Annotated in this window: 14 protein-coding genes; 6 read left to right on the forward strand and 8 right to left on the reverse strand. The window is 59.9% G+C overall.

Going from position 1 to position 18517, the window contains the following annotated elements; translation table 11 throughout:
- The first annotated feature begins 7 nt into the window (after positions 1-7).
- Positions 8-445: a universal stress protein gene (locus HU755_RS15925; RefSeq protein ID WP_093099866.1), complete on the forward strand. Its 438-nt coding sequence runs from the start codon at positions 8-10 to the stop codon at positions 443-445.
- Between the two features lie 174 nt (positions 446-619).
- Here the strand turns inward: HU755_RS15925 and HU755_RS15930 are convergent, their stop codons facing one another.
- Positions 620-2542, reverse strand: coding sequence for an ATP-binding cassette domain-containing protein (locus HU755_RS15930; protein WP_186621870.1), 1923 nt, complete (start codon positions 2540-2542; stop codon positions 620-622).
- A gap of 214 nt (positions 2543-2756) precedes the next feature.
- Between HU755_RS15930 and HU755_RS15935 the strand changes: the two genes are divergently transcribed.
- A complete protein-coding gene (locus tag HU755_RS15935; protein ID WP_186634306.1) occupies positions 2757-4685 on the forward strand; it encodes a transglycosylase SLT domain-containing protein in 1929 nt (642 codons plus the stop codon).
- Between the two features lie 113 nt (positions 4686-4798).
- Here the strand turns inward: HU755_RS15935 and HU755_RS15940 are convergent, their stop codons facing one another.
- Both HU755_RS15940 and HU755_RS15945 read right to left on the reverse strand, forming a co-directional pair.
- Complete coding sequence (locus tag HU755_RS15940; RefSeq protein ID WP_186634309.1) at positions 4799-5098, reverse strand: Fic family protein; 300 nt, start codon at positions 5096-5098, stop codon at positions 4799-4801.
- 58 nt (positions 5099-5156) lie between these two features.
- Complete coding sequence (locus tag HU755_RS15945) at positions 5157-6923, reverse strand: ABC transporter transmembrane domain-containing protein (RefSeq protein ID WP_186634312.1); 1767 nt, start codon at positions 6921-6923, stop codon at positions 5157-5159.
- A gap of 258 nt (positions 6924-7181) precedes the next feature.
- Here HU755_RS15945 and HU755_RS15950 point away from each other — a divergent pair, with 258 nt between their 5' ends.
- Positions 7182-7361 carry a PA1571 family protein gene (locus HU755_RS15950; protein WP_186550352.1) on the forward strand — a complete coding sequence of 60 codons (180 nt, stop codon included), beginning with the start codon at positions 7182-7184 and terminating at the stop codon, positions 7359-7361.
- Positions 7362-7529: 168 nt separating this feature from the next.
- Here HU755_RS15950 and pdxB read toward each other — a convergent pair whose 3' ends face one another.
- Positions 7530-8672, reverse strand: coding sequence for a 4-phosphoerythronate dehydrogenase PdxB (gene pdxB / locus HU755_RS15955; RefSeq protein ID WP_186634315.1), 1143 nt, complete (start codon positions 8670-8672; stop codon positions 7530-7532).
- 159 nt (positions 8673-8831) lie between these two features.
- Between pdxB and HU755_RS15960 the strand changes: the two genes are divergently transcribed.
- Entirely contained in the window at positions 8832-10241 is a 1410-nt protein-coding gene (locus HU755_RS15960) for an MATE family efflux transporter (protein WP_186634318.1), read from the forward strand.
- 135 nt (positions 10242-10376) lie between these two features.
- Here HU755_RS15960 and tusA read toward each other — a convergent pair whose 3' ends face one another.
- Positions 10377-10628, reverse strand: a complete 252-nt coding sequence (tusA, locus tag HU755_RS15965) for a sulfurtransferase TusA (RefSeq protein WP_186621881.1) — start codon at positions 10626-10628, stop codon at positions 10377-10379.
- A 164-nt stretch (positions 10629-10792) separates the two neighbouring features.
- Positions 10793-11866 carry a 23S rRNA (cytidine(2498)-2'-O)-methyltransferase RlmM gene (gene rlmM / locus HU755_RS15970; RefSeq protein ID WP_186634321.1) on the reverse strand — a complete coding sequence of 358 codons (1074 nt, stop codon included), beginning with the start codon at positions 11864-11866 and terminating at the stop codon, positions 10793-10795.
- A 222-nt stretch (positions 11867-12088) separates the two neighbouring features.
- Between rlmM and acnA the strand changes: the two genes are divergently transcribed.
- Positions 12089-14830, forward strand: coding sequence for an aconitate hydratase AcnA (gene acnA / locus HU755_RS15975; RefSeq protein ID WP_186634324.1), 2742 nt, complete (start codon positions 12089-12091; stop codon positions 14828-14830).
- A gap of 299 nt (positions 14831-15129) precedes the next feature.
- Here acnA and HU755_RS15980 read toward each other — a convergent pair whose 3' ends face one another.
- Entirely contained in the window at positions 15130-15618 is a 489-nt protein-coding gene (locus HU755_RS15980; protein WP_186621885.1) for an SRPBCC family protein, read from the reverse strand.
- Positions 15619-15893: 275 nt separating this feature from the next.
- On the opposite strand from HU755_RS15980, the gene HU755_RS15985 reads away from it, so the two are divergent.
- The gene (locus HU755_RS15985) at positions 15894-16298 is read left to right on the forward strand and encodes a lysozyme inhibitor LprI family protein (protein ID WP_186634327.1); all 405 of its coding nucleotides are present in this window, start codon (positions 15894-15896) and stop codon (positions 16296-16298) included.
- Between the two features lie 76 nt (positions 16299-16374).
- Here HU755_RS15985 and mrdA read toward each other — a convergent pair whose 3' ends face one another.
- On the reverse strand, positions 16375-18267 hold the full coding sequence (gene mrdA, locus HU755_RS15990) for a penicillin-binding protein 2 (protein WP_186634330.1): 1893 nt from the start codon (positions 18265-18267) through the stop codon (positions 16375-16377).
- Positions 18268-18517 lie beyond the last annotated feature (250 nt).

Below are 18517 nucleotides of genomic sequence, written 5' to 3' on the forward strand. Positions count from 1 at the left end.
GCACCTCATGCCCTACCACCACATCCTGGTCGCTGTAGATCTGACTGAAGAGTGCGACCCTGTAATCCACCGCGCCCGCGAGTTGTCGGTGAGTAATGGCGCCAAGCTGTCACTGGTGCATATCGTTGAACCGATGGCCATGGCGTTCGGCGGCGACGTGCCAATGGACCTGTCACAACTGCAACAACAGCAGTTCGATCAGGCCAAGGAGCGTCTTGAACGCCTGAAGCTCAAATACACCGAACTCGAAGGCGCCAACTGTCACCTGACCTATGGTCAGCCACGCCAGGAAATCCACCATTTCGCCAAGGAACAAACCTGCGATCTGATCGTGGTCGGCAGCCATGGCCGCCATGGTCTGGCATTGCTGCTTGGCTCGACCGCGAATGACGTGCTGCACGGTGCGCCTTGCGATGTATTGGCGGTGCACCTGGTCAAACGCTGAAACACCGATCAATGTAGGAGTGAGCCTGCTCGCGATGGCGTTTTTTCAGGCGACGAAAGTGTCGAATATCAGGACGCTATCGCGAGCAGGCTCACTCCTACAGAGGTTCAGCGCTGACATATGAAAAGCCCGGCGCTCATCACTGAGCGCCGGGCTTTTTCACGTGCGCATCAATCAGGCATCCAGCTCGGCCCAACGTTCCACCAGCGCATCCAGCTCAGCCTGCAATTGCTCCAGCGAGGCAATCACCTTGGCCGTCTCCGCCGGCGGACGCTGATAGAAACCGGCTTCAGCCATTTCGGCTTCAACCGCTGCGATCTGCTGTTCCTTGGCGTCGATGTCGCCCGGCAGGGCTTCCAGCTCACGCTGCAGCTTGTAGCTCAATTTCTTCTTCGCCGCCGGCGCAGTTGCGGCAGGCGCAGCCACCGGAGCCGGCTCAGCGGTCACCACAGCCGAGTTCAGGTCAGCCTTGCCCGACTTGCTCTCGGTCACGCCCAACAGACGCGGCGAACCGCCCTGACGGATCCAGTCCTGATAGCCGCCAACGTACTCACGGACCTTGCCTTCACCTTCGAAGACCAACGTACTGGTCACCACGTTATCGAGGAATGCCCGGTCGTGGCTGACCATCAGCACGGTGCCGTTGAAGGTCAACAGGACTTCCTCAAGCAACTCGAGGGTTTCCACATCGAGGTCGTTGGTCGGTTCGTCGAGCACCAGCAGGTTGGCCGGCTTGCTGAACAGCTTGGCCAGCAACAGCCGCGCACGCTCACCACCCGACAGCGCCTTGACTGGCGTGCGGGCACGCTGCGGACTGAACAGGAAGTCACCGAGGTAGCTGAGTACGTGACGACTCTGGCCATCGATGTCGATAAAGTCGCGACCTTCGGCGACGTTATCGATCACGGTTTTTTCCAGATCCAGTTGGTGGCGCAACTGGTCGAAGTAGGCGACGTCGATCCGGGTGCCCTCTTCGACCTTGCCGCTGGTGGGTTGCAGACCGCTGAGCATCAGCTTCAACAGTGTGGTTTTGCCGGTACCGTTGGCGCCGAGCAGACCGATACGGTCGCCGCGCGTCAGCACCATCGAGAAATCCTTGATCAGGAACGGGCCACCCGGGTGCGCGAAGCTGACGTTCTCGAGCACCATCACTTGCTTGCCGGACTTGTCGGCAGTATCCAACTGAATGTTAGCCTTGCCAGTGCGCTCACGACGTTCGCTACGCTCGACGCGCAAGGCTTTCAAAGCGCGGACGCGGCCTTCGTTACGGGTCCGGCGCGCCTTGATGCCCTGACGGATCCAGACTTCTTCCTGGGCCAGTTTTTTGTCGAACAGCGCGTTGGCGGTTTCTTCCGCGGCCAGCGCCGCCTCCTTGTGGACGAGGAAACTGGCGTAGTCGCCGTTCCAGTCGATCAGACCGCCGCGGTCCAGTTCGAGAATGCGCGTGGCGAGGTTTTGCAGAAAGGAACGGTCGTGCGTGATGAACAGCACGGCGCCCTGGAAATCTTTCAGCGCTTCTTCGAGCCAGGCAATCGCACCGATGTCCAGGTGGTTGGTGGGCTCGTCGAGCAGCAGCAGATCCGGCTCGGAGACCAGCGCCTGCGCCAGCAGGACACGGCGACGCCAGCCGCCGGACAGTTCGGCGAGGGTTTTGTCGGCCGGCAATTGCAGGCGGCTCAGAGTGCTGTCGACCAGCGTTTGCAAGCGCCAGCCGTCACGGGCTTCGAGGTCGTGCTGGACGTGCATCAGCTTGTCCAGATCGGCATCGGTGACGATGTTCTGGCTCAGGTGATGATATTCGGCAAGCAAGGCGCCCACGCCATCGAGGCCCTCGGCGACCACGTCGAATACCGTCCGCTCGTCGGCCACCGGCAACTCTTGCGGCAATTCGCCGATTTTCAGACCGGGGGCACGCCACACCGAGCCGTCATCGGGCTTCTGGTCGCCCTTGACCAGTTTCATCATGCTGGACTTGCCAGTGCCGTTGCGACCGATGATGCACACCCGCTCACCACGGGCGATCTGCCAGGACACCTTGTCCAACAACGGCATAGCGCCGAACGCAAGGGACACATCGCTGAATTTGAGCAGGGTCATGAGCTTCTCCAAAAACCGGGCGCGCATTCTACCTGACTTAGGGCTTCAACAGGCCGGCAATTTGTCTGTCGAAGCACTATGCACAACATTTGTTGCGAACTTGTGCAACGAGGCTTGCAAAGCTTTCGCCGCTTGCTGGCAAAAGGCTAAGCTACAGACAATTCAGTGCTGATCGAGGTCGGCACTTGTCATGATTTCTCTGCCCGGATGTCTCATGCGCAGTCGCCTTTTCAGTGTTTTGTCGTGTTTGCTACTTACCGCCGCTGCCGCTCAATCCGCCCAGGCGGTGGACCTGTCCACCCAACGCCAGTATTACGATGAAGCCAAGCGCGCCTTGGCCAAGGGCGATACCGGCCCGTATTTTCGCTATAGCCAGGCGCTGGCCGATTATCCGCTGGAGCCGTACCTGGCCTACGACGAACTGACCGCGCGCCTGAAAACCGCGAGCAATGCGGAAATCGAGAAGTTCCTCGCCGAACATGGCGACCTGCCCCAGGCCAACTGGATGAAACTGCGCTGGTTGCGCTGGCTGGCCGACCGTGGCGACTGGGCAACCTTCGTCAAGTATTACGACCCGAAGCTCAATTTCACCGAACTCGACTGCCTCAACGCGCAGTACCAGATCAGCCATAACCAGAAGGCCGAGGGTTACGCCAACGCTGAAAAACTCTGGCTGACCGGTAAATCGCAACCGGCCGCCTGTGACGCCTTGTTCGGTATCTGGGCTGCCGACGGCCAGCTCACCGAACAGAAACGCTGGGAACGCACCAAACTCGCAGCCCAGGCGCGCAACTATCCGCTGGCCAACAGCCTGATCAACGGCCTGACCACCCTCGCCCCGCGCGGTCGTTTACTGGTTGACGTCGCGCAGAAACCCGAGCTACTCAACCAACCCTCGCGTTTCACCCCGGCTGATGAGCCGATGTCCGACGTGGTCAGCCTCGGCCTGCGCCGCCTCGCCCGTCAGGACCCGGACAAGGCCATGGCCTTGCTCGACGGCTACGCCAGCAGCATGCATTTTTCCCGCGATGAAAAAGTCGCGATCGCCCGGGAAATCGGTCTGACTCTGGCCCGGCGTTTCGACAGCCGCGCGCTGGACGTGATGACCAAATACGACCCGGAACTGCGTGACAACACCGTGTCGGAATGGCGCTTGCGTCTGTTGCTGCGCCTGGCTCGCTGGGACGACGCGTATGAACTGACCAAACGCCTTCCACAAGATCTGGCCACCACCAACCGCTGGCGCTACTGGCAGGCGCGCAGCCTGGAACTGGCACAGCCGCAGAACCCGCAAGTCCAGAGCCTGTACAAGAACCTTGCGCGGGAACGTGACTTCTACGGTTTCCTCGCGGCCGACCGCTCGCAATCGCCGTACTCGCTGAACAATAAGCCGCTGGTGCTCAGCCAGGCGCTGATCAACAAAGTCCGCAACACACCGGGCGTACGCCGCGCCCTCGAATTCCACGCCCGCGGGCAGATCGTCGATGGCCGTCGCGAGTGGTATCACGTCAGCCGCCATTTCAACCGTGACGAAATGGTTGCCCAGGCCAAACTGGCCTATGACCTGAAGTGGTATTTCCCGGCGATCCGCACCATCAGCCAGGCGCAATATTGGGACGATCTGGATATCCGTTTCCCGATGGCCCACCGCGACACCCTGGTGCGTGAAGCCAAGGTCCGCGGCCTGCATTCGAGCTGGGTATTCGCCATCACGCGGCAGGAAAGCGCGTTCATGGACGACGCGCGCTCCGGCGTTGGCGCCAGCGGCCTGATGCAATTGATGCCCGCCACCGCCAAGGAAACCGCACGCAAGTTCAGCATCCCGCTGGCCTCACCGCAGCAAGTGCTCGATCCGGACAAGAATATTCAACTGGGCGCCGCCTACCTGAGCCAGGTGCACAGCCAGTTCAACGGTAACCGCGTTCTTGCCTCCGCCGCCTATAACGCGGGCCCGGGCCGCGTACGTCAGTGGCTGCGCGGCGCCGATCATTTGAGCTTCGACGTGTGGGTGGAAAGCATCCCGTTCGACGAAACCCGCCAGTACGTGCAGAACGTGCTGTCGTACTCGGTGATCTACGGCCAGAAGCTCAACTCGCCACAGCCACTGGTGGATTGGCATGAGCGGTATTTTGATGATCAGTAATCGGTAATACTGGTTACGCAGAAGCGGCCGAAGGCTCAGGACGCGATCGAACGTTTTTGCTACATGGAAAATGCCCGCATCTGGATGCGGGCATTTTTTTGAGCGCTGTAAATCTATCGTAGTGCCTGCATCATCTTGAGCTTGCCGGCTTCGGTGAGCAGGTATTTCTGAACGGGACTGTTCGGACTCTGGGGGTCCGTCATTTGTACAAATCCCGCCGCCAGCGCGGGTTTAAGGTAGTTGGATCTGAATGTCGCTTTATGTGTAAGGCCCAACTCACCCATTAGCTCGCTGGTTCTCAGCGCCCGGTTTTCCAATGCTTGCAACAGCTTCTTTACTGGGTCGGTTACTGGGTCGGTCGCTTGCTCACTTTCGACCGCCTCGCGCAGTGCAAGGCTCAACGCGTGGAGCATGTATTAGTTCGCCATGATGCCCGATGTGGGCGCAAGGCATCAGTCCTGTTTAGTCGTCTCAATTGCCATCATTGAATTGCAACGCCGCCAGCCGCGCATACAGCGGATTGCTCGCGATCAATTCCTGATGTGTCCCGACGGCCACCAGCCTGCCCTGGTCCATCACCGCGATCCGATCGGCGTTTTTCACCGTGGCCAAGCGGTGGGCAATCACCAGCGTGGTGCGATTTTGCATCAGCGTTGGCAGCGCCTGCTGGATCAAATGCTCGCTTTGCGCGTCGAGAGCACTGGTGGCTTCGTCGAGCAGCAGAATCGGCGCGTCCACCAGCAGCGCGCGGGCGATGGCCAGGCGCTGGCGCTGGCCGCCGGACAGGCCGAGGCCACCGTCGCCCAGATGGGTCTGGTAACCGTCGGGCATTTGTTCAATGAAGTCGTGGGCGTGGGCGATTCGTGCGGCTTCCTTGACCTGCGCGAGCGTGGCCGTCGGGCAACCGTAGCGAATGTTTTCCTCCACACTGCCGAAAAACAGCGCAGGCGTTTGCGAGACCAGGGCAAAACAGCGGCGCAGATCCAGTGGATCGAGACGGGTCAGCGGCACGCCATCGAGCAGAATCTGGCCCTCGCGCGGATCGTAAAAGCGCAACAACAAATCGTAAACCGTGGACTTGCCCGCGCCGGACGGCCCGACCAAAGCGAGGGTTTCGCCCGCCTTCACCGTCAGATCCAAGCCATCGACCGCATAGCTTTCTGGGCGCGACGGGTAGGAAAAACGCACGTCGCGAAGCTCAAGTTCGCCTCTGACCCGTGGCGGCAACGTCACCAGACCGGTCGTTGGCGGCTGGATGATGTTTTCCGAGCGCAGCAGTTCGGCGATACGCTCAGCCGCGCCCGCGGCGCGTTGCAGTTCGCCGATGACTTCGCTCAAGGTGCCGAACGCGCTGCCAACGATCAGGCTGTAGAAAACGAACGCCGCCAGCTCACCGGCCGAGATCCGCCCGGCCATCACATCCATGCCGCCGACCCACAACATCACGGCCACAGCGCCGAGCACCAGCACAATCACCAGCGTGATCAGCCATGCCCGCTGGAAGATGCGTTTGCGCGCCGTCTCGAACGCCTGCTCGACGGTCGAAGCGAAACGCTGCTCGTCCTGCACCTGATGGTTATAGGCCTGCACGGTTTTGATCTGGCCGAGGGTTTCGGACACGTAGCTGCCTATGTCGGCGATGCGGTCCTGGCTTTGCCGCGACAGATTACGCACGCGTCGGCCAAAGATCAGGATGGGCGCAATCACCAGCGGCAACGCAATCACGACGATGCTGGTGAGTTTCGGATTGGTGATGAACAGCAGCACCACGCCGCCGATGACCATCAACAGGTTGCGCAGAAACAATGACAGCGACGAGCCGATCACCGATTGCAACAGCGTCGTGTCCGCGGTCAGTCGCGACTGGATCTCCGAGCTGCGGTTGTCCTCATAGAACCCCGGATGCAAATACACCAGATGATTGAACACTTGGCGGCGGATGTCGGCGACTACGCGCTCGCCGATCCAGGACACCAGATAGAAACGGGCGAAAGTGCCCACCGCCAGTGCAAACACCAGCAACATGAAAATCCCGATGGACTGATTGAGCAGGTCCGGCGATTGGGTCATGAAGCCCTGATCGACCAATAGCTTGATGCCCTGCCCCATCGACAAGGTAATGCCGGCAGTGGCGATCAGTGCCAGCAGCGCGCCAAAGGCCTGCCAGCGATACGGCAGGAGAAAATGACTGGTCAGGCGCAGGGCGCGCCGGTGTCGGGAAGAAAGCATTGAGATCATGGAATTCACGTCTGCGCTGATGAATAGGGCCAGCCTGATGACTCAAATGGGGTGGAACTCTGTAAATCACAATGAGTCAGGTTAAATATGCCCGTGATGTCCGGATGCTAGAAACGATTGGTCTAAGGCTCCGGTTGAGGCCGGCCGACATTTCTGTTTGAGTAGAGATGCCGCCGCCCGACAGACCGCAGGGAGTTGTCATCGCCTGGTCACGCGGCGGTTTTACCCTAGGCACGCAACCTGATGAGGAGACAGGCCATGTCCTTGCAACACAGCAGCGAAGACAAGATTCAAGTGATCCGCACCCAGCCCGACCAGTCTCTGGGTTGCTCGATTATCGATGAGCAGGGCCGCGAAGTACCGATCACCGAAAACATGATTCAGGACGCTTGTCGCGAACTGGAGAAGCGATTGGTCAAGCCTGCCGAACAAGAGTGATATAGCCACCGTCTTCCTGACCCGGCCCTGGTTGGCCGGGTTTTTTCTGCCTGTAATTCAGGATCGGTGGTATGGCTTTCGCGAGCAGGCTCGCTCCCACAGGGGGGCTTTCGCGAACAGAAGGTCTTTGTCGGAGCGAGCCTGCTCGCGAATCGGTCACCTCGGTTTCTAGACGGCCACCGCCCCCAGCGCCGCCACGATCTGCCGCAACGCCGGCGAAGCCCCTTCAATCCGCACCTTCAGCCCTTCGATTTCGCGTCGCACCGGATACTGTTTACGCAACACATCAAACGCAGTGCGCTGCTCAGCAACATCGCCTACAAGGCTGCGACGAAAATCAGCGTCATCACGGCGCGGGTCGTACACGCCCCGACACAACATCGCCAGCGCCCATGCCGGATCGCTGTCACCGTGCAGGGAAACCTCCGACAACCATGGTGCTGGCAGCAGATCACTGAGCTGAATCGCCGCAGCCTGGCCAATGAACGCGCAGTAGGCCTGATAGATCTGCGCGGTCCCGCGTTGCTTGCCGTCGAGGCTGTATCCGGCAATGTGCGGCGTCGCCAATACACAGAGCTCGGCCAGCGCAGCATCGACTTCGGGCTCTTTTTCCCAGACGTCGAGCACCGCTTGCAGGTCTTCACGCTCCAGCAGCACCTCACGCAGCGCGGCATTATCGACAACAGGGCCGCGCGCGGCATTGATCAGCCAGGCGCCTTGCTTGAGTTGCTGTAACCGCGACTGATCGAACAGATGCCAGGTCGCATCGAAGCCGGTGCGCGTCAGTGGCGTATGCAGGCTGATCACGTCGCACTGTTCGATGATCTGCTCGATACTGACGTAATCGCCGCCCTCGACGGCCTGACGCGGTGGATCGCAGACCTTGACGTTCCAGCCAAGGGCCTTCAGGACCGCGACGAGACGACCGCCGACCTCACCGGCGCCGACGACGCCGTAAGTGCGCCTGGCGAGATCGGCACCTTCGATCTCGGCCAGCGTCATAAGACTGCCCAGTACGTAATCGACGACGCCACGGGCATTGCAGCCCGGCGCGCTCGACCAGGCAATACCGGCTTCATTGAAGTAATCAAGATCCAGGTGATCGGTGCCGATGGTGCAGGTGCCGACAAAGCGCACCTTGCTGCCCTCGAGCAGCGTACGGCTGACGTTGGTCACCGAACGCACCAGCAATACATCGGCCTGCTCCACCGTCGCGCGATCAATGGAACGGCCCGGCACGCGGCGGATTTCGCCGAAACCGGCAAAAAAATCATCGAGCAGCGGAATATTTTCGTCGGCAACAATCAGCATGGCGGGCTCCTTGGGCGGATCGGCAGTTTAGGTGCAGACGCGTCGATCAGCCAGCAGGGTTTACGCTTACAAATCCGCAACAGAGGATTTTTCCTGACCAAGGCGTCAGCGGCGTAGAATGCGGCGCCTTGCGCATCAACCTCTGTGGACGCTTTGCCTGTGAATTCCGTACCTGACCAACCCGCCGCCGTTTCCCTGACCCGCCCTGCGCGGGTTCGCCTGGAGTTCAAGAACCTGCTCGCCCTGGCGGTGCCGATCATCATCGCGCAACTGGCGACCACGGCCATGGGCTTTGTCGATGCGGTGATGGCCGGACGCGTCGGGCCCAAGGACCTGGCGGCCGTGGCGCTGGGCAATTCGATCTGGGTGCCGGTCTTTCTGTTGATGACCGGGACGTTGCTGGCGACGACGCCAAAAGTCGCCCAGCGTTTCGGCGCTGGCAAGCACAGCGAGATTGGTCCGATCGTGCGGCAGGCGTTGTGGCTGGCACTGGTCGTGGGATTGATCGCTACCGCGATGCTGGTTACCGCCGAACCGATTTTGCATGTGATGAAAGTAGACCCCGAGTTGATCGGCCCGTGCATGCAGTACCTGCACGGGATCGCCAGTGGGCTACCGGCGGTGGCGTTCTACCATGTGCTGCGCTGCACCAGCGACGGCATCGGCCGGACCCGCCCGGCTATGGTGCTGGGCCTATGCGGTCTGGCGTTGAACATCCCGCTGAACTACATCTTCATCTACGGCCACTTCGGCGTACCGGCGATGGGCGGTGTCGGCTGCGGCTGGGCCACGGCGATCGTGATGTGGGTGATGGCGCTGGGCCTGGCCGGTTACGAGCGTTGGGCGCCGGCTTATCGTTCAAGCGAGCTGTTCAGCCGCTTCGACTGGCCGCAGTGGGCGGTGATCAAGCGTCTGCTGTCGATTGGCTTGCCGATCGGTATCGCGGTGTTTGCCGAGTCAAGTATCTTCGCCGTGATCGCGCTGTTGATCGGCAGCCTCGGTGCCACGGTAGTGGCCGGGCATCAGATTGCGCTGAACGTCAGTTCGCTGGTGTTCATGATCCCTTACTCGCTGGGCATGGCCGTTACCGTGCGCGTCGGCCAGGCGTTGGGCCGTGAAGAACCGCGCGAGGCGCGTTTTGCCGCCGGCGTCGGCATGGGCACGGCACTGGCCTACGCCTGCCTGTCGGCCAGCCTGATGCTGTTGCTGCGCGAGCCGATTGCGGCGATCTATACGGCTGACCCGACGGTGATTCACATCGCGGCGATGCTGATTGTGTATTCGGCACTGTTTCAGTTTTCCGACGCCATCCAGGTCACCGCAGCCGGCGCCCTGCGCGGGTATCAGGACACGCGAGTCACCATGATCCTGACCTTGTTCGCTTATTGGGGCATTGGCTTGCCGGTGGGTTACGCACTGGGCCTGACCGACTGGCTCGGCGAGCCACGCGGCCCGAGCGGTTTGTGGCAGGGCCTGATCGTCGGCTTGAGTTGCGCGGCCCTGATGCTGTCGATCCGCCTGACGCGCAGTGCGCGCAAGCGGATCCGGATCAGTCGTTCGGCGGGTTGAAGACTCTACTCAGAACGAAAAAATGTGGGAGCGGGCTTGCTCGCGAATGCAATGGATCAGTCGCCATCACAGTGACTGACAGACCGCATTCGCGAGCAAGCTCGCTCCCACATTTGGTTTTATGCCAGCCTTGATTCAGGCGAGCTTCTTGCGGATCCAGTACAGATAGGTACCGGACTCTTCATGTTGGCTGACCAGTTCATGGTCGAGGAACACGCAAAACTTGGGAATATCGCGCTTGGTCGAAGGGTCGGTGGCGATCACTTTGAGCAGGCCACCGGGCACCAGATCGCGGATGTGCTGGTGCAGCATCATCACCGGCTCCGGGCAGTTGAGGCCGGTGGCGTCGAGGGTGCCGTCGACCGGGGTATCGATCATTTCACTCATGATTTACTCCAGAAACTGGCCGGCATTGTCGCGCATTGCCGGGGGAGTCGTCTAACCCCTGTGGGAGCGAGCCTGCTCGCGAATGCGGTGTTTCATCCAGCATTGATGTCGGCTGATAAGACGCCTTCGCGAGCAGGCTCGCTCCTACAAGGGTTTGCGCTGTTTCAGCGGGACTTGGGCTTTTTACTGTCGTGCCGACGCAAATGGCAGGTCACTTCCTCGCGGTCGTGATACAGCTGCTTGCAGCCGATATCGACTTTGATCCCACGCGCCTTGAAACCATCGGCGATGCGTTCAAGCAGACGCTTCACTTCAGCGTACCGCTGCTTCATCGGCAATTTCAGGTTCACCACTGCCTCGCGGCAATGCCCCTCGCCGATCCACTCTTCGAGCATCGCGGCGTTACGCGCCGGTTTCTCGACGATGTCGCAGACCATCCAGTCCACCGGTTGTTTGGGCTTGAAGGTAAAACCGTCGGCCATCAAATGCTGCACCAGCCCGGTGTCCATCAGGCTTTCGGCCATCGGACCGTTGTCGATGGCGGTGACCAGCATGCCGCGGTTGACCAGTTGCCAGGTCCAGCCGCCCGGTGCGGCGCCGAGGTCGACACCGGTCATGTCGCTATGCAGGCGATCGTCCCATTGATCGCGCGGAATGAAGTGATGCCAGGCCTCTTCCAGCTTCAACGTCGAACGGCTCGGAGCCTCACGGGGAAACTTCAGGCGCGGAATGCCCATCGGCCACATCGCCGAGTTGCCCGCATCGGCCATGCCGAGAAACACTTCGCGACCGCTTTTGAAAGTCAGCAACAGACGCGGCTTGCTGGCGTCCTCGATCAGCTTGCCGGCGGCGGTCAACGCCTTGCGTAGCGGACCTTCGAATTTCTTGCAGAAGTTCGACAGTTCCTTGCCGTCGTTGGTGTCGACAACTTCCAGCCACAGGCTGCCAAACACCGGGAAGTCGGCCATGTGCGCGAGGATCACGCTGATGCGATCGTTTTCCGGCAAATCAATGAAGAAGCCGCGCGCCCACTGGCGCGGGAAGATCAGCTCGGCAAAACGCTGGCCGCGCATCAGACGTTCGGCGCCGTCTGCTTCGGTGCAGACAAACTCGGCGCACGCGGCGGCCGTTTTGGCCTTGGCGTAGCCGGCCACGTTGAGCCGGGCGGCGAGGTCGGAAATCTCCGAGCAGACTTCGCCCTCGAAGCCGGGCCGGCAATGCATGAATAGGGTGTTCATTCTTACTCCTGGGCAGCGGACGATGATTCGGCCCCTGCGCGATGCTCAAGCCTTGCGTTGCCGCAACGCCTGTCACGAAAACCGGCGCATGATAGCTGAAGTCGGAACCATGGTTGCGCCCATAGAGTCCAGTTATTAGCCAGCTACTCAAAACAGGGCTAGGTTTAAGGCTCTGTCCGTCCCCTCAATCCGTAGCCGTGCGGATTCAAAGGAGTGATCGTAATGCCGTCCCTCGATAGCCTGAATGCTCTCAAAACCTTGAAAGTCGATGACAAGACCTACCACTATTTCAGCCTGCCGGACGCCGCCAAGACCTTGGGCGACCTCGACAAGCTGCCGATGTCGCTGAAAGTCCTGCTGGAAAACCTGCTGCGCTGGGAAGATGAAAAAACCGTCACCGGCGCCGACCTCAGGGCACTGGCCGCCTGGCTCAAGGAGCGCCGCTCCGACCGGGAAATCCAGTACCGCCCGGCCCGCGTATTGATGCAGGATTTTACCGGCGTCCCCGCCGTGGTCGACCTCGCCGCGATGCGGGCGGCGATGGCCAAGGCCGGCGGCGACCCGCAGCGGATCAATCCGTTGTCGCCGGTGGATCTGGTGATCGACCACTCGGTAATGGTCGATAAATTTGCCAGCGCCAGCGCCTTCGAACAGAACGTCGACATCGAAATGCAGCGTAACGGCGAGCGTTACGCCTTTTTGCGCTGGGGCCAGAGCGCGTTCGATAACTTCAGCGTGGTACCGCCGGGCACCGGCATCTGCCACCAGGTCAACCTCGAATACCTCGGCCGCACGGTATGGACCAAAGATGAAGACGACCGCACCTACGCCTTCCCCGACACACTGGTCGGCACCGACTCGCACACCACCATGATCAACGGCCTCGGCGTACTCGGCTGGGGCGTCGGCGGGATCGAGGCGGAAGCGGCAATGCTCGGGCAACCCGTGTCGATGCTGATTCCGGAAGTGATCGGCTTCAAACTGACCGGCAAACTCAAGGAAGGCATCACCGCCACCGACCTGGTGTTGACGGTGACGCAGATGCTGCGCAAGAAAGGCGTGGTCGGCAAATTCGTCGAGTTTTATGGCGACGGCCTCGCTGACTTACCGCTGGCCGATCGCGCGACCATCGCCAACATGGCCCCGGAATATGGTGCGACCTGCGGTTTCTTCCCGGTTGATGATGTGACACTGGACTACCTGCGCCTGTCCGGCCGTCCGGCCGAAGTGGTGAAACTGGTCGAGGCATACACCAAGGCTCAGGGCCTGTGGCGCCTGCCGGGCCAGGAACCGGTATTCACTGACAGCCTGGCGCTGGACATGGGCAGCGTCGAAGCCAGCCTGGCCGGACCGAAACGCCCGCAGGACCGCGTCTCGCTGCCGAATGTCGCCCAGGCGTTCAGCGATTTTCTCGACCTGCAATTCAAGCCCACCAGCAAGGAAGAAGGACGCCTGGAAAGCGAAGGCGGTGGTGGCGTCGCAGTGGGCAATGCTGATCTGGTCGGCGAAGCCGAATATGAATACGAAGGCCGCACCTATCGCTTGAAAAACGGCGCGGTGGTGATCGCAGCAATCACCTCCTGCACTAACACGTCCAACCCCAGCGTGATGATGGCTGCCGGGCTGCTGGCGAAAAAAGCGGTGGAAAAAGGCCTGACCCGCAAACCCTGGGTAAAGAGTTCGCTGGCACCGGGGTCGAAAGTCGTTACGGATTACTACAAGGCTGCCGGGCTGACACAGTATCTTGACCAGTTGGGCTTCTCGCTGGTCGGTTATGGCTGCACCACGTGCATCGGCAACTCCGGGCCACTGCCGGAACCGATCGAAAAAGCCATCCAGAAAGCCGATCTTACCGTGGCGTCGGTGCTGTCCGGCAACCGCAACTTTGAAGGACGGGTGCATCCGCTGGTAAAAACCAACTGGCTGGCCTCGCCGCCACTGGTGGTTGCCTATGCCTTGGCCGGCAGCGTACGCAGCGACATCAGCAGCGAGCCGTTGGGCCATGACCCGCAAGGCAATCCAGTGTATCTGCGCGATATCTGGCCGAGCAGCCAAGAGATCGCCGACGCGGTAAATCAGGTCAACACGGCGATGTTCCATAAGGAATACGCCGAAGTCTTCGCCGGGGACGAACAGTGGCAAGCCATCGCGGTGCCGCAAGCGGCGACTTATGTCTGGCAGGACGACTCGACTTATATCCAGCATCCGCCGTTCTTTGACGACATTTCCGGCCCGCTGCCACAGATCGAAGACGTCAAAGGTGCTCGCGTGTTGGCCCTGCTCGGTGACTCGGTGACCACCGACCACATCTCCCCCGCCGGCAATATCAAGGCCGACAGCCCCGCCGGCCGGTACTTGCGGGAAAAAGGCGTCGAGCCACGGGACTTCAATTCCTACGGTTCACGTCGTGGCAACCACGAAGTGATGATGCGCGGCACCTTCGCCAACATCCGTATCCGCAATGAAATGCTCGGTGGCGAGGAAGGTGGCAACACGATCTACATGCCCACCGGGGAAAAAATGGCGATCTATGACGCGGCCATGAAATATCAGGCTTCGGGCACGCCACTGGTGGTGATTGCCGGGCAGGAATATGGCACCGGTTCGAGCCGGGACTGGGCGGCCAAGGGCACCAATCTGCTCGGTGTCAAAGCGGTCATCGCCGAGAGCTTCGAACGGATTCACCGTTCCAATCTCGTGGGCATGGGCGTACTGCCGCTACAGTTCAAGCTCGATCAGAACCGCAAAAGCCTCAGTCTGACCGGCAAGGAGACCTTCGAAATTCAGGGCCTGAGTGGTGTCGAGTTGACGCCGCGGATGAACCTGCCGCTGGTCATCACTCGTGAGGATGGACGTCAGGACAGGATCGAGGTGCTGTGCCGGATCGATACGTTAAATGAGGTGGAGTACTTCAAGGCGGGCGGGATTTTGCACTACGTTTTGCGCCAGCTGATTGCCTCCTGATTGATCCTGTATCGTGGTGGGGGAATATATCCCCCACCACAATCTCACACGCCACCGTTGCAGATGTTTTTCTGCAGGCGAAAAAAAACCCGCCGAAGCGGGTTTTTCCCAAGACCATTATCGACTCCCTGTCGGCAGCGATCCTTGCAATGGTCGATCGTCCTTGATCCTGAAACACTCCCTGTGTCTCAGTTGATGTGTGTAGATTACGCAGTGGATCCAATCAGCAATAGTCGTAAAAGCTACCAGCGCGTGTAAGACATTCGCCATAAGACGACTTCCGAAAAACCTTAGACCTGTCAGGCACTGCCGCTTTGGCGCGTCTTCGCCGCCTCGGCAAGAAACTGCTCAAGTCGGCTCAGTTGCTCCTCCCAGCCCCGACTGTCCATGTAATACGCTTCTTTCTGGCGAATATCGGGAATATGGGCAAAACCGGACTCGGAGACCTTGAGCAGGGTGCCGTTTTCGTAATCTTGCAATTCGAATCTGACCAGCGTGGTCGGTTCCTGGGAATAATCGATCTTGGGATTCACCGCATACGGATGCCAACGAAACGAGAACAACTGCTGCGGCTCGACCCGCTCGATCAGCACATTCCACAGGACGTGTTCATAACCTGGGTAGGTGACCTGCCCCTGCGTCCATTCCCCGGCAATAAACCGCCTGCCCTCCAGCGCCACGCCAAACCACTGGCCGAACGCCTCGGCATCGACCAAAGCCCGCCAGACGTACGAGCGCGGCGCCTTGAGCGTGATTTTGCGTTCGAAACTGTTAGGTACTGGTTTCATACGTCACCTCCTGTTCTGAACACTAGGCTTGTATGACCACATGTCCAATCTGAAGTTGTATCAAACCCGTGCAGCCACCGTATCAGTCAGGAAAAATAAGGCGCATTTGCCACCCCGACAACTGGCTACGATTGGCTGATAGGGCTGTCGCCGGTGGTGTGGTTTTACTACTCGGACACCCGATAGATACCAGCGTCTCGACTGCGTCGACTGAGTAAGCGCGACGCAATCGCTACACTGTTCGGCACTTACCTCCGAAACAGCGAGAATTGCCCATGTCCCCCCGTTTACTCTTGGCCCTGTCGCCCTTCCTGTTCGTACCGTTCGCCCAGTCTGCCGTCGACTGCGCCAACGCCAGCGATCAGGCAACGATGAATCAGTGTGCCGGTCAGGCGTACAAAGCAGCGGATAAAGAGCTGAACACGCTGTATCAACAGATCACCGGGCGCTTGAAGAACAATCCGGACAGCAAAAAAATGCTGGTTACCGCGCAAAGGGCCTGGATCGGCTTCCGTGATGCCGAATGCCGGTTTTCGGCGTCCGGCGTGGCGGGCGGTAGCGTTTATCCATTGGTTTACAGCCAATGCCTCACCGCCGTGACCAAGGCACGGGTAGAGGCGCTGAAGCCGTATTTGCAGTGCGAGGAAGGCGACCTGAGCTGCCCGGTGCCAGGAGCCTGATCGCGATCGCCTATTTATCGAGCGCTTCACGGCACCCGCTCAGCTTGCGTGACCCAGTGCTGTGAAGCCGTCACGATCAAACGTGCGGGTCACCCGGCGCTTTGCTTGGCGCGGCGTATTGCGGCTTGAGATGGCCGTCCTGGTCGAGTAACCAGGCGTCCATGATCTGCCGCACCACCGGGCCCGCCACCCGACCACCGGCCTCGCCGTTTTCGATCATCACCGAAATCGCGATCTTCGGATGCTCCGCCGGTGCGAAGCCGACGAACAAGGCGTTGTCACGGTGGCGCTCGAGAGTTTTCTCGCGGTTGTAGCGCTCGCCCTGCTTGATTGCCACCACTTGCGCCGTACCACTCTTGCCGGCGATGCGGTATTGCGCACCGACCGCGGCCGCACGGGCGATGCCCCGGGCGTCGTGCATGACCATCTGCATGCCATGATTGACCTGCTCCCAGTCGCGCGGATCCTTGAGCAGGATATTCGGCATAGGGTGTTCGTCGACCGGTGCGACGCCATCGACGGTTTTGGCCAGATGCGGTCGGTTCCACACGCCTTTGTTGGCGATCAATGCCGTGGCTTGCGCCAATTGCAGCGGCGTGACCTGCATATAGCCCTGACCAATGCCGAGGATCACGGTTTCGCCGGGATACCACGCCTGACGGCGCGTGGCGCGCTTCCAGGCTTGAGATGGCATCAGGCCCGGGGATTCCTCAAACATGTCCAGCGAGACTTTCTCGCCCAGGCCGAACATCGCCATGTAGTCGTGCAGACGATCAATGCCCAGCTTGTGCGCCAAATCGTAAAAGTAGGTGTCATTGGAGCGCATGATCGCCGCGTCCATATCTACCCAGCCGTCACCGCTGTGGTTCCAGTTGCGGTACTTGTGATCGAAGTCCGGCAGTTGGTAATAACCTGGGTCGAAAACACGGGTCTGCGGCGTGACGACGCCGGCATCGAGACCGGCGATTGCGACTTCCGGCTTGATGGTCGAACCCGGGGCGTAAAGTCCACGCAGCACACGGTTGAACAGCGGCCGGTCAATGGAATCTCGTAGCGCCGAATATTCCTTGGAACTGATGCCGGTGACAAACAGGTTCGGGTCGAAACTCGGGTTGCTGACCATCGCCAGCACTTCGCCGGTCGCTGGATCAAGCGCAACCACCGAGCCTCGACGATCCCCCAGCGCGGCTTCTGCGGCCTGCTGCAACTTGACGTCGAGGCTCAACACGATGTTTTTGCCCGGTATCGGATCGGTGTGTTTAAGCACACGCAGCACCCGGCCCTGAGCATTGGTTTCGACTTCTTCGTAACCGACGTGACCGTGCAGTTGCGCCTCGTAGAAGCGCTCGATCCCGGTTTTGCCGATAGATTGAGTACCGCGATATTCAACCGGATCGAGCACCTTGGACTCTTTTTCATTGATACGGCCGACGTAGCCGATCGAATGGGCGAAATGCGCACCGAGAGGATAATGACGAACGAACTGCGGCTCGACATCCAAGCCCGGCAAGCGGAACTCATTGACCGCGAGAACGGCGATCTGCTCTTCCGTCAGTTCATAAAACAGTGTCACTGGCGTAAACGGGTGACGGGACTGCTTCATGGCTTTATCGAACACCGTACGGTCTTCGGCAGGCAGATGAAGAAGGCTGATGACCTCGTCCAACTCCCGATTGACATCAGTGGCGCGCTCGCGGGTGATGGTCAGGTTGAAGCTGGGACGGTTATCGGCGAGCAGGACACCGTTGCGGTCGTAGATCAGGCCCCGTGTCGGCGGGATCGGCAAGACGTGCACGCGGTTGTTTTCAGAGATCGTCGAGTGGTAGTCGAATTCCACCACTTGCAGGATGTACAACCGTACCACCAAGGCACAGCTGACGGCGAAGACAAACAGGGCGCAGGCGATCAACCGTTTGTTGACCAGGCGCGTTTCTTTTTCATGATCCTTGATCGGGATAGGTTCAGGCATTTCTACAGCAACTCTTTGACATAATTGAGTGCCGATCCATGGGCATGGCATCAGTCCGTTAAAAAACGAGCTGCACCATACCAAAAACTGCGCGGTGACTTCAGAAGGATTTTCCCGACGGCAGCGCTTGCGAAGGTAGCGTTTCGCCGGGATAGCAAAACTTTCTCGCAGGCAAAACAAAACCCCAACTGCTTTCGCAATTGGGGTTTCGGAATTTAATCTTGACGATGACCTACTCTCACATGGGGAA

This window comes from Pseudomonas sp. SWRI111 (assembly GCF_014268555.1).
Taxonomy (GTDB): Bacteria; Pseudomonadota; Gammaproteobacteria; order Pseudomonadales; family Pseudomonadaceae; genus Aquipseudomonas; species Aquipseudomonas hamedanensis.